This is a genomic window from Paraburkholderia sp. USG1 (assembly GCF_031570135.1).
Lineage (GTDB): Bacteria > Pseudomonadota > Gammaproteobacteria > Burkholderiales > Burkholderiaceae > Paraburkholderia > Paraburkholderia dioscoreae.
Genome location: NZ_JAMWXW010000008.1, coordinates 98124 through 111691, shown reverse-complemented (window position 1 = coordinate 111691; position 13568 = coordinate 98124). Strand labels below are relative to the sequence as shown.

At 61.2% G+C, this 13568-nt stretch carries 13 protein-coding genes; 5 read left to right on the top strand and 8 right to left on the bottom strand.

From position 1 onward, the window contains the following. Positions 1-31 precede the first annotated feature (31 nt). Positions 32-1750: an FAD-dependent oxidoreductase gene (locus NE850_RS13035; RefSeq protein ID WP_310698840.1), complete on the top strand. Its 1719-nt coding sequence runs from the start codon at positions 32-34 to the stop codon at positions 1748-1750. Next, complete coding sequence (locus NE850_RS13030; RefSeq protein WP_310698839.1) at positions 1747-2937, top strand: FAD-binding oxidoreductase; 1191 nt, start codon at positions 1747-1749, stop codon at positions 2935-2937. The genes NE850_RS13035 and NE850_RS13030 overlap by 4 nt, the downstream gene beginning before the upstream one ends. 79 nt (positions 2938-3016) lie before the next feature. On the opposite strand, the gene NE850_RS13025 is transcribed toward NE850_RS13030, so the two are convergent. After that, entirely contained in the window at positions 3017-4147 is a 1131-nt protein-coding gene (locus NE850_RS13025; RefSeq protein WP_007178595.1) for a porin, read from the bottom strand. A 419-nt stretch (positions 4148-4566) separates the two neighbouring features. On the opposite strand from NE850_RS13025, the gene NE850_RS13020 reads away from it, so the two are divergent. From NE850_RS13020 to NE850_RS13010, 3 genes are read left to right on the top strand one after another with little or no spacing between them, the layout of a single operon-like run. Then, on the top strand, positions 4567-5508 hold the full coding sequence (locus tag NE850_RS13020) for a dihydrodipicolinate synthase family protein (protein ID WP_310698838.1): 942 nt from the start codon (positions 4567-4569) through the stop codon (positions 5506-5508). A gap of 7 nt (positions 5509-5515) precedes the next feature. Beyond that, complete coding sequence (locus tag NE850_RS13015) at positions 5516-6646, top strand: NADH:flavin oxidoreductase/NADH oxidase (RefSeq protein ID WP_007178593.1); 1131 nt, start codon at positions 5516-5518, stop codon at positions 6644-6646. A gap of 37 nt (positions 6647-6683) precedes the next feature. Continuing rightward, positions 6684-7820: an FAD-dependent oxidoreductase gene (locus NE850_RS13010; protein ID WP_310698837.1), complete on the top strand. Its 1137-nt coding sequence runs from the start codon at positions 6684-6686 to the stop codon at positions 7818-7820. 33 nt (positions 7821-7853) lie between these two features. On the opposite strand, the gene NE850_RS13005 is transcribed toward NE850_RS13010, so the two are convergent. The 7 genes from NE850_RS13005 to NE850_RS12975 form a co-directional block, all read right to left on the bottom strand. Next, positions 7854-8594 carry an amino acid ABC transporter ATP-binding protein gene (locus NE850_RS13005; protein WP_007178591.1) on the bottom strand — a complete coding sequence of 247 codons (741 nt, stop codon included), beginning with the start codon at positions 8592-8594 and terminating at the stop codon, positions 7854-7856. Next, positions 8515-9261, bottom strand: coding sequence for an amino acid ABC transporter permease (locus NE850_RS13000; protein WP_007178590.1), 747 nt, complete (start codon positions 9259-9261; stop codon positions 8515-8517). Before NE850_RS13000 ends, NE850_RS13005 begins: the two co-directional genes overlap by 80 nt. Next, positions 9261-9935 (bottom strand): amino acid ABC transporter permease, encoded by a 675-nt coding sequence (locus NE850_RS12995; RefSeq protein ID WP_007178589.1) that lies wholly within the window; start codon positions 9933-9935, stop codon positions 9261-9263. Before NE850_RS12995 ends, NE850_RS13000 begins: the two co-directional genes overlap by 1 nt. A gap of 102 nt (positions 9936-10037) precedes the next feature. After that, positions 10038-10841, bottom strand: coding sequence for a transporter substrate-binding domain-containing protein (locus NE850_RS12990; protein WP_007178588.1), 804 nt, complete (start codon positions 10839-10841; stop codon positions 10038-10040). A 191-nt stretch (positions 10842-11032) separates the two neighbouring features. After that, a complete protein-coding gene (locus tag NE850_RS12985) occupies positions 11033-11800 on the bottom strand; it encodes an SDR family NAD(P)-dependent oxidoreductase (RefSeq protein ID WP_165189566.1) in 768 nt (255 codons plus the stop codon). A gap of 38 nt (positions 11801-11838) precedes the next feature. Beyond that, positions 11839-12594, bottom strand: a complete 756-nt coding sequence (locus NE850_RS12980; RefSeq protein WP_007178586.1) for an SDR family NAD(P)-dependent oxidoreductase — start codon at positions 12592-12594, stop codon at positions 11839-11841. Between the two features lie 171 nt (positions 12595-12765). Beyond that, positions 12766-13563 carry an IclR family transcriptional regulator C-terminal domain-containing protein gene (locus NE850_RS12975; protein WP_007178585.1) on the bottom strand — a complete coding sequence of 266 codons (798 nt, stop codon included), beginning with the start codon at positions 13561-13563 and terminating at the stop codon, positions 12766-12768. Between the last annotated feature and the right edge of the window lie 5 nt (positions 13564-13568).

The following is a 13568-nucleotide window of genomic DNA, read 5'->3' as shown; positions in this document are numbered from 1 at the left end:
GGACGCATCCCGGCATATGCGCTGATCGATCATGACCCAAACCATTCCTATCGAGTTCGAAGGTGCGACGTTGCGCGCGCGGCCCGGCGAAACGCTCGCGGCGACGCTAACCGCCCACGGCGTGCAAGATTTTCGAACTACCGCATCGGGGCAGCCGCGCGGCGTCTTTTGCGGAATGGGCGTGTGTCAGGATTGCCTGGTCGAAGTGGACGGCGTCGCCAATCGGCGCGCCTGCATGACGAAGATCGAAAAACCGATCAGCGTACGGCGCGGCGCGCATGGGCGACCGCTGATCGCGCCATCTCCATCCGCCGGCGTGAATGTGTCAGGCGCATTCACCGGCACGGACGAACCCGAGTTGCGCGAGCCCGAATTACTGGTGATTGGCGCAGGACCGGGCGGATTATCGGCGGCGCTCTTCGCGCAACGCGCGGGTGTCGGCGTAACCGTGCTCGATGAGCGTAGTCAGGCCGGCGGCCAGTACTACAAGCAGCTCGGCGTATCGGAGCAGGGCGTGTTGCCGGCGGACGCGCAACATCGGCGCGGTGCGGCACTCATAGATGCGGCCCGCAAGGCAGGCGTCCAGATTATTGCCGACGCGCCGGTCTGGGGCGCGTTCGAACCGAAGGAATTTATTGCGACGGTGCGGGGGCGATCCATTCGTTTTCGTCCCGCCGCCTGCATCGTGGCAGCCGGCGCGTATGAGCGCGGCTGGCAGGTGCCGGGCTGGACGCTGCCCGGTGTCATGACGACCGGCGCCGCGCAGACCTTGTGGCGCACGTCGCGGCGCCTGCCCGGCCAGCGCGTGCTGATCGCGGGAAATGGTCCGTTGAATCTTCAACTGGCGGCGGAGTTGCTGAGCGGCGGGGCGACCGTCGCGGCGGTGGTGGAAGCGGCACCCGCGCCTGGCCTCGGCTCGCTCGATTCATTGCTGACTATGGGTCTTGCTGCCCCTGCGCTCGTCGCCGAAGGTGTCGGTTATCTGCGAACGGTAAAGCGACATGGCGTGCGTATCGTCAACGACACGGTGATCGAGTCGATCGAGAAAGTTGCCGGTGGACTTTCCGTGACGTTGGCGCATGTTTCGGGCGCGACGCTGACTCAGCGCATTGAAGTGGACGTGGTGTGTCTCGGCTACGGCTTCGAGCCGGCCAACGAACTGCTCCGCGCGCTGGGCTGCGTGCATGACTTCGATCCGCGCAGACGGCAACTGGCGACGCGCCGCGACGAGACAGGTCTGACGAGCATCGCGGGCGTGTATGCCCTCGGCGACTGCACGGGCCTCGGCGGTGCGAAAGCGGCGCTTGCCGAGGGCGTGGTCGTCGGTGCAGCGGTGGCTGCCGCGTTGGGCCATGCGCCCGCCGAAACGTTGATGCACGAACGTGCCCGCGCGGTCAATGAACTGGCCAGACAGCGCCGCTTCCAGCACGCGCTCTGGAACGTCTACGCGAGCCCGCTGACAGCACCCAGGGAGCGTTGTGGCGACACGGTGATTTGCCGCTGCGAGGAAGTGACTTTCGCTCAGCTCGATGCGGCGCTCGACGAAGGTCTCAGCACAGCCGGCGCGATCAAGCGACGCACGCGTATCGGCATGGGACGCTGTCAGGGCCGCTACTGCGCGCCTGTGCTGGATGAGATCGTGTGCGAACGCTTTGGCCGCTCGCGTGACGAGATGTCTGGTTTTGCCCCACGCGTGCCGGTCAAGCCGGTAACGATTGCGGAACTGAGCGGGCGCGGCAGCGGATCATGAGCCCCATCCGGATAGACGAATTGCCATGCCGTCAAACCGATGTCGCAGTGATCGGCGGAGGTATTGTCGGCTTGTGTCTGGCCGGCTTTCTTGCGCAGCGCGGCCGTGCGGTGACGTTGATCGATGCGGGCGGATCTTCGGCTTCGACAGCTAATGCCGGCAGCCTGCACGTGCAGATGCAAAGCCGCTTCATGCGGCTCTTTCCGCAGCGCGTGGCCGGTTTCGAACAGCAGTTGCCGCTCTATCCCAGAGCAGTTGAATACTGGCGGGAATTCGAGCGCGATATCGGCGCCGATTTCGAAATGAAAGTCTCTGGCGGGTTGATGGTTGCGGAGACGCCCGAGCAATTCGAATTTCTCGTGACGAAGAGTCGGCGTGAGCGCGAACTGGGTTTGTCGGTCGAGTTGCTCGAACGGGGCGATCTCGAGCGTATCGCGCCTTATCTCGGTCCAGCCGCATACGGTGCGGAATTGTGCGCCAACGAAGGCAAGCTCAACCCCCTCCGCTGCAATGCACAGGTGCGGGCGTGGGCGGTCCGTCTGGGCGTGACGATCGTCGACCGATGCAAGGTCGAACGACTGTGTGCCATCTCTCCGGGGTTCACGCTTGCCACCACGCTGGGTTCGCTCCAGGCGCGGCAGGTCGCAGTTGCGGCTGGTCCCGGTGCGCGTGCGTTGATGGATAGCGTGGGCGCTTTCCTGCCGGTGGAGCCCGAGCCGTTGCACATGAATATCACCGAGGCCGCGCCGCCGCTGATCCTGCATCTGGTGCAGCATGCGGAGCGTTCGATCACGCTCAAGCAGTTGTCTACCGGGCAAGTTGTGATCGGAGGTGGCTGGCCCGCGAAACTTGCACCCGGATCGGATTATCCTGTGGTTGATCCGGCGAGCCTGATTGGGAACGTTTCGCTGGCGCAATACATGGTGCAGTCGCTGGCGCAGTTGCAGATCATCCGCACGTGGGCCGGTCTGAATTCGAAGGTGGACGGGCGCGGTGTGCTGGGCGAGATGCCGGGTTTGCCGGGACTGCATGCGGCTATTCCTGGCGACGCCGGTTATACGCTTGGGCCGCTCACCGCCCGTCTGGTCGCCGATCTGATGACGGGCCGCGATCCGGGTGTCGACATGCAGCCTTATTCGCCAATGCGTCTGCAAGAGGAAGAGTTGCGGGCGCTGGCTGGACAATAAAACACTGGATTCATCCGCAGCGAAACTTCGGGCCACAACCAGCGCCGCACGGCTCGACGAGCCGTACGGCGCTTTCACATCAGAAGCGGTGACGCAGACCAATACGTACGCTTGTCTGCGTACTGGTGGTCGACGGCGTGAACAGGTAGCCCTGCACAGCATCGACGCCCGAGGAAGCACGCAGATAAGAGCCTTGCAAATAGACGTCGGTTCTCTTGGAGAAGTTGTAGTCGAAGCCGAGGCTGGCTTCGTTGTAGTGGTGTCCGTCCAGGGTCGAATAGAAGTAACCTGCCGAGGCGTTGAACGAAGGTGTGACCTGCCACGAGGCACCCGCGTCATACGTGCGTAGCACCGCGGTCTGGCCGAAGCCCTTGAACCAGACATCCGAATACGCAAGTCCGTAGGTGACCTTCCCCAGTATGTAACTCGCGCCGACCGTTAGCACGCTCTGACTGTCGATCTGCATCGCTGTGCTGGAGAACAGGTCGGTGACCTGGCCGGTGGACGGGTCGCGCGTTGCGGTAGTCTGGCCGAGGAAACTGGAGACGCCCATTGACGCATACGGGTCTATCGCATTCGAGCCATTCGGGTTGTTCATGCGCAGATAGACCACGCCGGCGGAGAACGGACCATGGTTATATTGTCCGCCAAAAGACCACGAACTATCTTCATGCAAACTGCCCGGCACGTTGCCGAACGAATACAATGCGCCGGCTTGCAATCCGTTGAAATCGGCGCTCTTGAGCTTGATGACGTTGTCTAGGCGTTCCCAGCCCATGCGGTCCAGATCGCCTTGGTGAGTCGCGTAACCGCTTGCCCAGGCGCTCATCGCGTAGATGGCGGTGTAATCGTAAATCAGGTCGTATTGACGGCCCATCGTAATGGAACCGTATTTGTTTTGCAGGCCTACCCATGCCTGACGGCCGAATTCGCGACCACCTTGACGGAAGGTGCCATTTAACGCGTCGAAGCCGTTTTCAAGGGTGAAAATCGCTTGCAGTCCGCCACCCAGATCTTCCGTTCCTTTCAAGCCCCAGCGATTGCCCGACGCGATCGAGTCGTCCATCTTGATGTTGTGTGCGCCGCCTTCGTTGCTGACGAATGTGGGGCCTACGTCGATCACGCCGTACATCGTCACGCTGCTTTGTGCGTGAGCCAAACCCGTTGCCGCAACGCCGACAAGCGCAGCGATCCGTCTGATAGTCCTCATGCCGCTCAACTCCCCTGAATTGATACTGCTGGAAATTGGTAGTGCGAACCAGATGCCTCGCAGCAGGTGCGAAGCGGTTGACTGGGTCGAACTACCTGCACACGTGGTTTGCACGTTCTGCGGTCGCCACAGCACACGGCAAGTTGGGAATTTCGATGCAGGTGCTTTGTGACAAAACGTGCGCCATGCTAACATTCAGGCGCCATGTGAACAAAAATGATTGTGGGATTTTTATGAAATTTAGGTAATTTTCGCGTCATAAAGTGATGAGAGACGACAAAAATTACCGATATAGGGCGAGGTTCGGGACGATGGCAACGTTGCAGGCTTTATGAAAAGCAGGAAGATCATCAAATTCGGCGTGTGACAATTGTGCGCATGGCGCTCTGAAGTTCAACGAGTAAATTGGAGAAAGCTACGTGTGTAAAGTTTTTCGAGGCAGTTACGGCGTGACCGTTACGCCGTTCACAGCGGACGGTAAGTCGATCGATATAGAGGCGCTCAAGCGTTTTCTCGACTGGCAGATAGAAGCGGGTTCCCCCGGTGTCATCATTCTTGGCACCACGGGCGAGTTTTTGACGATCACGGACGAAGAACGCACGCAATATGTAGAGGCCACGGTCAAGCACGTTGCAGGGCGAATGGACGTGCTGGTCGGTACGATGAACGCGTCGACACCCAACGCGGTGCGCTACACCCGCGAAGCGGAAGCGCTCGGAGTGGACGGATACATGATTGTTCCACCGTATTACTACACGCCAACCGAAGATGAAATCTTCGAATACTACCGGGCGATTTCCGAAGCCACGTCGCTGCCGATCATGCTGTACAACAACCCGGTCACGACCAATGTCGACATGTCGGCGCAACTGGTGGCGCGTCTGACCCGTGCATTCGACAACGTGCGCTACATCAAGGAAGCGAGTATGGACGTAGGGCGTGTCTACGACGTGATCGAGGCCACCGACGGCGTGATGAACGTCTTCGCGGGCGAACGGCCGGTGGAAAGCTTCCTGCTCGGTGCGGTCGGATATGTCAATCCGTATGCGAACTACATTCCGAAAGCCTCCACGCTTATGTGGGATGCGCTGGTCGAAGGCGACATCGAAGAGGCAAAGACCATCCAGAAGATGATTGGCAGTTTCGACCGGATCATCGCGGAAGGTCATCCGACTTATGGGCATCAGTGCTACTCGAAGGCGCTGGCGGCATCGCAGGGTTATCCGGTCGGCGATGTGCGTCCTCCACTCACGACGTTTTCCGCGCTTGGTGAAGAAGGCATTCAACGGCGCGCGAAGATCGTGTCGATCCTCGACGACATCAACGCCTATGTCGCGCGCTGCGCGGCACAAAAGGCCTGAGCCCACCATGCGCGAGATCAGCCTGTTCACACCGTTCAGTTCGCGAGGCACGACTTTCGCCAATCGGATCGTCGTGTCGCCGATGTGTCAATACCGTGCCGTCGAAGGTCAGGTCGGCGCGTGGCATCTTGCGCATCACGCGCGCTTTGCGCTCGGCGGTGTGGGAGGTGCGCTGATCGAGGCAACGGCCGTTGAACGCGACGGCCGTATCAGCGAGGGCTGTCTCGGCCTATGGCACGACGGCCAGATCGCTGGTTTCCGTCAGTTGGCCGGGCTGTATCGCGATCAGGGTATCCCGCTTGGCGTGCAGATCGGGCACGCCGGGCGCAAAGCCAGTTCGGCTAGCCCGTGGGACGGCGCGGGACCGCTCGCGGAAGCAGTGCCGCCGCGCGGCTGGACCGCGATTGCGCCGTCGGCGCTGGCGCACGCCGACGGTTGGCCGATCCCCGTGGCGCTAGATGAAGCCGGTATTGCGCGCATCGTTGCCGCGTTCGCGGCGAGCGCGCGGCGGGCGGTCGAAGCCGGACTCGATTTTGTCGAGTTGCACGGCGCGCACGGCTATCTGTTGCACGAGTTCCTGTCGCCACTGGCGAATCACCGTACGGATCGCTATGGCGGCGCGTTCGACAATCGCGCGCGCCTGGCGCTGGAAGCCGCGCTCGCGGTGCGGCAGGCTGTACCGGAGGCCATGCCGGTGTGGTATCGCGCATCCTGCGTGGACGAAAGCGCGGGTGGCGTCACGCTCGACGAAACGGTCGAGCTGGCGCGGCGGCTGAAAAACATCGGCATCGATCTGCTCGACTGTTCGTCGGGCGGCATTCGCGGGCCCGTCGCGCGGTCGATTCGCGCAGAGGCGCCGGGACATCAAGTGCCGTACGCCGAAAGGATTCGTCGCGAGGCTGGAATGGCGACAATGGCGGTGGGATTGATCACCGAACCTGAGCAGGCGAACCGGATTATCAGCGACGGGTCAGCCGATTTTGTAGCGATTGGGCGCGAGTTGCTGGCTGATCCCAACTTCGTGTATCGCGCCGCGCGGGCGTTGGGCCATCCTTTTCCGCACGAAGTGCTGCCCAGGAATTTCGCCTTCTTCCTGGCGCGGCGTAACATGCTTTCTGCCGATGCCGTGACGAAGTAATCCGTCGCGTCTTCCCAACACTCCACCTGTCGAACCGATGAACGATGTCATTGTGATCGGCGGCGGTCTCGCCGGCTGCGCGACTGCCTATTACCTTGCCCGTGACGGCGTTGCCGTAACCGTGCTGGAGCGCAGCGAGCTGAATACGCAAGCGTCCGGGTCGAATGCCGGCAGCCTGCACGCACAGATTCCGCATGATCCGTTCGTCAATCGCGGGCCGCAATGGGCCAGAACGTTTGCGCCGACCATTGGCCTGCTGCACCGTTCTATCGACGTATGGCGCGGTTTGCCGGCCGAGCTCGACGCTGATCTGGAAGTGTCGCTGAAGGGGGGGCTTCTGGTTGCGACCGACGAATCGCAGATGGCGTCGATTGCGGCAAAAGCAGAAGTGGAGCGCTCGCAAGGACTCGAAATCCGTCTGCTCGACCGGGGCGAAGTCAAAGCGCTCGCGCCGTATCTGTCCGATGCGATTGTCGGCGGCGCGTTCTGTCCCGACGAAGGCAAAGCGAGCCCGCTTGCTGCCACGCTCGCTTATGCGCGCGCTGCGCGCACGCTCGGGGTGGTGTTCGAGCGCCATGTCGCGGTGACACGGATTGTCCGTAGCGGCGAGGGCTTCGAGGTGTTCGCCGGCAACCGGGCATTCCGGGCGCGGCGCGTGGTGAATGCGGCAGGCGCCGACGCCGGCAAGATCGCATCGCTGCTCGGTATCGCCATCGACGTGCAGGGATTCGCGATTCAGGTTGCCGTGACGGAGCGCGTCGCGCCGCTGATCCCACACCTCGTCTATTCAGCCGGCGACAAACTCACCCTCAAACAGAATCAGGCCGGCTCCATTCTGATTGGCGGCGGTTGGCCGGCGCGCTGGCACAGCCGCGGTCATCCGAGTACCGACCCCGACTCGCTGGAACGCAATATGGCGGTCGCGCTGGCTGCAGTGCCGGCGCTCGGCGCGCTGTCCGTGATTCGCACGTGGGCAGCGGTGGTGAATGGAACCGACGACTGGAAGCCAATTCTTGGCGAAGTGCCGGGCACGCCGGGCTTCTTCATCAATTTCTTTCCGTGGATGGGCTTTACGGCAGGGCCGGCTATCGCACGGATCATAGCGAGTCTGGTGCAAGACAAACCGGCGCCCTTCGATGTCGACCTTGCGCCATTCCTGCTGGCGCGCGCCTGATTTCTCAGGCATGCGAGCCGGCGCACAGCCGGCTTAGTGATGCCGCAGAATCTTCCCGACGAAGTCCCGCGTACGTGCTTCGCTGGCATTGCCGAAGATCTTGTCCGGCGTGCCGATTTCGACGATCTGCCCTTTGTCCATCATCACCACCCGCGTGGACACTTCGCGCACGAACGACATTTCATGCGATACGAGCAGCATCGTGATGCCTTCGCTCGCCAGTGTGCGCACGGTGTCGAGAACTTCGTTCACGAGTTCCGGGTCGAGCGCGGCGGTGATTTCGTCGAGCAAGAGCAATTCGGGTTTCAGCGCCAGCGCCCGCGCAATGGCAACGCGCTGTTGCTGGCCGCCGGAGAGTTCGTCCGGGTAGCTACGGTGTTTATCCGCCAGGCCCACGCGGCGAAGCAGTTCCTTCGCCTCGTTTTCCACCTGATCGCGTGCGCGCTTCTTGATCTTCAGAGGCGACAGCGTGACGTTGCGCATTACGTCCATGTTCTGGAACAGGTTGTATTGCTGGAACACGATCGCCATTTTGTCTCGCGCAGCGCGAACGCTCTTGCGCGACGAGTAATTGAGCGGCTCGTCGTCGAGCACGACCCGGCCGGCAGTGGGCGGCATCAATCCGACCAGCGTACGCAGCAGCGTGCTCTTCCCCGAACCCGACGGTCCGATCAGGCTGATGACTTCACCGCGTTCAACCGAGAGTGTGATGTCGCGGAGAACCTGTTGCTGAGCGTATGCGCTTGAGAGCTTTTCGACTGCGAGGTGAGGCAAGGCGATTCTCCAGATAGGCACCCAGACGGCTTAACGGGTAGGACAGAATAAAGTAGGCGGCAAGCACCGCACCGTAGACGAGAAAAGGCGAGAAGCCGCGGTTCATCAACACCTTGCCGGTGAAGGTCAGTTCGACCACGCCCATTTGCGAGGCCAGCGAAGTGTCCTTGATGAACATCACCATGAAGGCGAAGGCAGGCGGCAGAATCACTTTCCACGATTGCGGCAGCAGCACGAGGAACAACGTACGCGTAAAACCGAGGTTCATCACCTCGGCCGCTTCGATCTGCTGCCGGGGAACCGATTCGAGTCCGGCGCGAATCACCTCGGACAGAAAGGCGGTAGCGACGATGCAAATGGAAACGGTCGCAATCGTGAAGAGCGAAACCTCGGAGCCGAAGCCTTGCAAGGCGAACATCACAATAAACAGATTCACCAGAAACGGAATACGGCGGAACACTTCCACCAGCATCGTCAGTACGATACGCACCGGCGCCAGCAGACGCGTTTTCGTATAGCGGATAACAGCGATCAGTGTGCCGAGTACGATGCCGACGCCGCATCCAAGCGCAGTCATGGCGAGCGTGCGGCCCATTGCTTCGAGCAGGAACTCGAGCGTGAAGCGGGTGAAAAACGTAGGGACTTGTGCAGCGATTTGATCGAGCATCAGAAGATCCTCGCTTTGACACGGAAGGCGTAGCGGCCGGTCAGCGCGAGCGCGATCGACGCAACGAACGTCAGTGCGACGTACATGGCGGCCACGACCGAGAAGGTTTCGATCGTGCGCATGTTCGCGCTGGAAATGTTGATCGCGCGGCCGGTCAATTCTTCCACGCCGAAAATGGAACCGATCGAGCTGCCCAGCACGAGCCAAATGAAAAAATTGCACAGCGGCGCGTAGATGGTCTTGGCGACGTGCGGCAAGATCACATAGCGAACCGTTTGCAGGCGCGACATACCGAGCGTTTCTGCGGTTTCCAGTTCAGACGTGCGCACTGAACTGATGCCCGAGCGCAAGATATCCGTGAGGTAAGCGCCGGAGTTCAGCGTGAGGCCGATCAGAACGGCGGCCATTGGCGAAAGGGTGATGCCGGCGTCCGGCAGCGCGTAGAACAGAAAGAATATCTGCACGAGGGCTGGCGTATTCGTCAGCACAACCACGTAAAGACCGATCGCGCGGCGTGTGAGCGCGCCACCGTGCAGCTTGCCGAGCGCACCGGCAAGACCGATCAGGCACCCGAGCCAGAATGAAACGAAGGCGATCTCGAGCGTCAGAACCGCACCGGTTGCCAGATACGGTAACTGGCGCAGCACATCGGCATATTGAAGCGTGTAGGTCATGGCAATCCAGAACAAATGACGGCGTGCCTTTGCAGGCACGCGCTGTCATGCAGGATGTGGCCGCCGCGCGGCTGTCCGTGCCAGCGGCCCCGGCTCAAAAACTCAGAAGTACGGGTTCGGTACGATCGGCTTCTGCATGGGCGTGCCATACGCCTTTTGCCAGGTATCGTTGACGAAACCCGACGAGTGCAGGTCGAACAGCACCACGTTCAGATAGTCCTTCAATGTCGAATTGCCTTTCGAAACGCCAATGCTGTCGTAATTGACGAAGATCGGGTCGTTCAGCGTACGCCACTTGATATTCGGATAGTTCTTGGTGAAATTCTGGAAGAAGTCGATGTTTTCGACAATCGCGTCGCCGCGTCCTTGTGCGACCGCGCGCACGGTATCCGCAATCGATTCGACCAGTAGCATCTTCGCTTTAGGCAGTTTGTCCTTCACATAATCGACCGACCAGTTGCCGCGCATGTCGACCAACGTGATGGACGGTGAATTCAGATCCGTCCATTTGGTTGCCTTGATCTTGCTGGTCGTTAACACGGACATCGACTCCGTGTGCAACGGCACGGTGAAATCGATCAACTGCGCGCGCTCGGCGGAGCGGGTCAGTGCACCTAACGAGATGTCGATACGATCAGATACGAGAAAGGGCACACGCTGCGCGGCTTCGGTCGGCACGAATTCCGCCTTGATATTCAGCGTGCTGGCAATCTTGTTGCCAACGTCGATATCGAAGCCGGCCAGTTGATTCGTTGCGTTGTACGAACTCATGGGGGGAAAGTTCGGGTTCACGCCGATGCGAATGGTGCCGCTCTTGATGATCTGATCGAGCGTGCGGGCTTCGGCCACCTGTGCGGTCATCGTTGCGACAACCGCAGCCAGCACGAGAAATACTGCTCTAAACATTGAGAACTCTCCGGAAGGGGCAAGTGGGAAATCGGGTGGCAGGCGCCATAGTCCGGATGCCGTCGCCCCGGTCGGCCTTGCCTGGCTGTCCACGAAAAAATTGTGGGCTCATCAAAATACGCTGTCAAAGAAAATGTGCGCAAGGCGCACTTATGTTCTCAAAAATTCCTTACTAACGCTTGCGCGAGAAACTACCGGACGTAGCTCGCGCCGTTGACGTCGAGCGTGGCGCCGCTCAGGTGGCGCGCCGTGCCGCTCGCCAGAAAAGCGACCAGATTGCCGATGTCGTCCGGTGGCACCCACTCGCCCATCGCGAGTGATGCGGTGATCTTCTCCTCGCCCCCCTGGGTCGCTGCGAATGCCTCGGACATCTGGGTTCGAACCACGCCTGGCGCCACGATGTAAGCGAGCAAGCCGTCGCGGGCGTGCGCGCGGGCAACGGTTTGCGTCATGGCGCGCACGGCTGCTTTGGAGGCCGCATAGGCGATCGTGTCGGGGTTGGTCACACCGCGTTGCGCTGCCCAACTGGAGATGGTGACGAGCACGCCGCCGCTCTGCTCAAGGAAATGCCGGACCGCACGCCGGATCAGCCTGGCCGGGGCGAGCACGTTGACGGCGAGCGTGTCTTCCCAGACAGCGTCCCAGGTCGCGTCGTCCGCGCCGAAGCCGCCGTGCCACAGCATGATGGCTGCGTTATTGACGTAGACGTCGATCTTGCCGCGCCAGGCCTCGGCGTCGTCCCACATTGCTTCGGTGGCCGCCAGATCGTGCAGGTCTGCCTGCACGAAATGCTTGCGCGCTGGCGGTACGTCGGCCAATGCCTGTTCGGCGCCCGCGCGGTCACTGCCGTAATGCGCGATGACGTGAGCGCCCGCCGCGCCCAGCGCGCCGGCAATGGCCGCGCCGATGCCTTTGGACGCGCCCGTCACGAGCACGGTCTTGTTTTCCAGACTGAACATAGAGATGACCCGAGTTGAGGAAGACAAACCGCGGCGGATTACTGAAGGCCCGCGTCTACGGGAAGCAGCACGCCGGTGATGCCGCTGGCGGCATCGGAGGCCAGGAACAGCGTGGCTTGGGCAACCTCGGCCTCGGTAGCGAGACGTCTCAGCGCATTGCCGTTCGCGAGTTCCTGTAGCGCGACATCCGCTTGCGCGCCGCCGGCACTGGCGCGATATCTGACGCGTTCGAGCAGCGCCTCGGTTGCGATCGGTCCGGGTGCCAGTGCGTTGACACGAATGCCTTGCGGACCGAGATCGCGCGCCGCGGAGCGGACGATGCCAAGCACGGCGTGCTTCGACGCCGTGTAAAGCATCTGGCGTGCATGCGCCGCATACGCATTGATCGAAGCCATGACAACCACTGATCCGCGCGTGGCGCTCAACGCCTTGGCCGTTCTGGCTAGCGTGAGCGCGACGCCGCGCGCGTTCACCGCCATTACCCGATCCCATTCATCGAAATCGAGGGCTTCGGTGGTGCGCCAGCCGGGCACCAATCCGGCATTGGCGATCACGACATCGAGCTGGCCGAACTGTTCCACTGTTGCCGCGACGCAGGCGGCGACACTTGCCTCCGAGGTGACGTCGCAGTCGAGAGCCACCATGCCGTCGGGCGGTAGCATTCGCGACGCCGAAGGCAAATCTGCAACGACACCGACCGCGCCGGCCTGAGCGAAAGCGGTCGCGACAGCATGACCCAGGCCGCGCGCGCCTCCGGTGACCAGTACAACCTTACCCTTCAATGACGACTGCATGAACGATGGCTCCAATGGATATCTCTTTCGAGATTGCCATTGATACTAGCGCACAAAAGTTCGCTATGTAAACATCGCGTCATTAAAAAAGGGGATGGGAACTTGCGAAAATGGATAAAAAAACGGCACGCAAGGCGTGCCGTTCGGGTGCTGCTTCAGGTTTGCGGCGGCCTAGGCCTGCAACGCCCGGGTGATATCTTTCGACGCCTCCAGCATGGCTGACAGGATCCGGCTGTTGATGTCCTGTGGTGTCACGCGCTCGGCCGGACAGCAGACGTTGAGCGCAGCCACGACCTTGCCGTCGCGGTCGCGAATCGGCACTGAAATGGAACGTAGGCTGATTTCCAGTTCCTGATCGACGATGGACCAGCCGCGCAATCGGGTTTCTTCAACCAGTTCACGCAACTTCACCTTCGAGGTCACCGTATTCGGCGTGAATTTGTGCAGCTTCGCCTTTTCCAGATACGAGTGAAACTCGGCATCCGGCAGTGCGGCGAGGAGCACGCGCCCGGTCGACACGCAATGCGCGGGCGTGCGGCTGCCAATGGAGATGCCGACATTCATGATCCGGTTCGATGTAGCCCGCGCCACGTAGATCACCGAGTCGCCGTCGAGTACCGCGGCAAAGCACGATTCCTGCACATTCGCCGAAAGCGCGTTCATGATCGGCTGGGCGATGTCCCAGATGTTCATGGACGATAGCGCCGAAAAACCGATCTCTAGAATCTTCGGCTTCAGGTTGAAGTACTTGCCGTCGGTCTCCGCATAGCCCTCGCGTACGAGCGTGAGCAGAAAGCGTCGGACCGTGGCGCGCGTCATGCCGCTCGCCTCGGCTACTTCGCTCAGCGTGCGCCGCGGCGTGTGCCGGTTGAATACCTTGATGACTTCCAGTCCACGAGCGAACGAGCCGACGTAATCGCGATCGCGAACTTCGTCGTCGTCCTCCAAAGCCGTCTCGTATGCGGCCATATGCT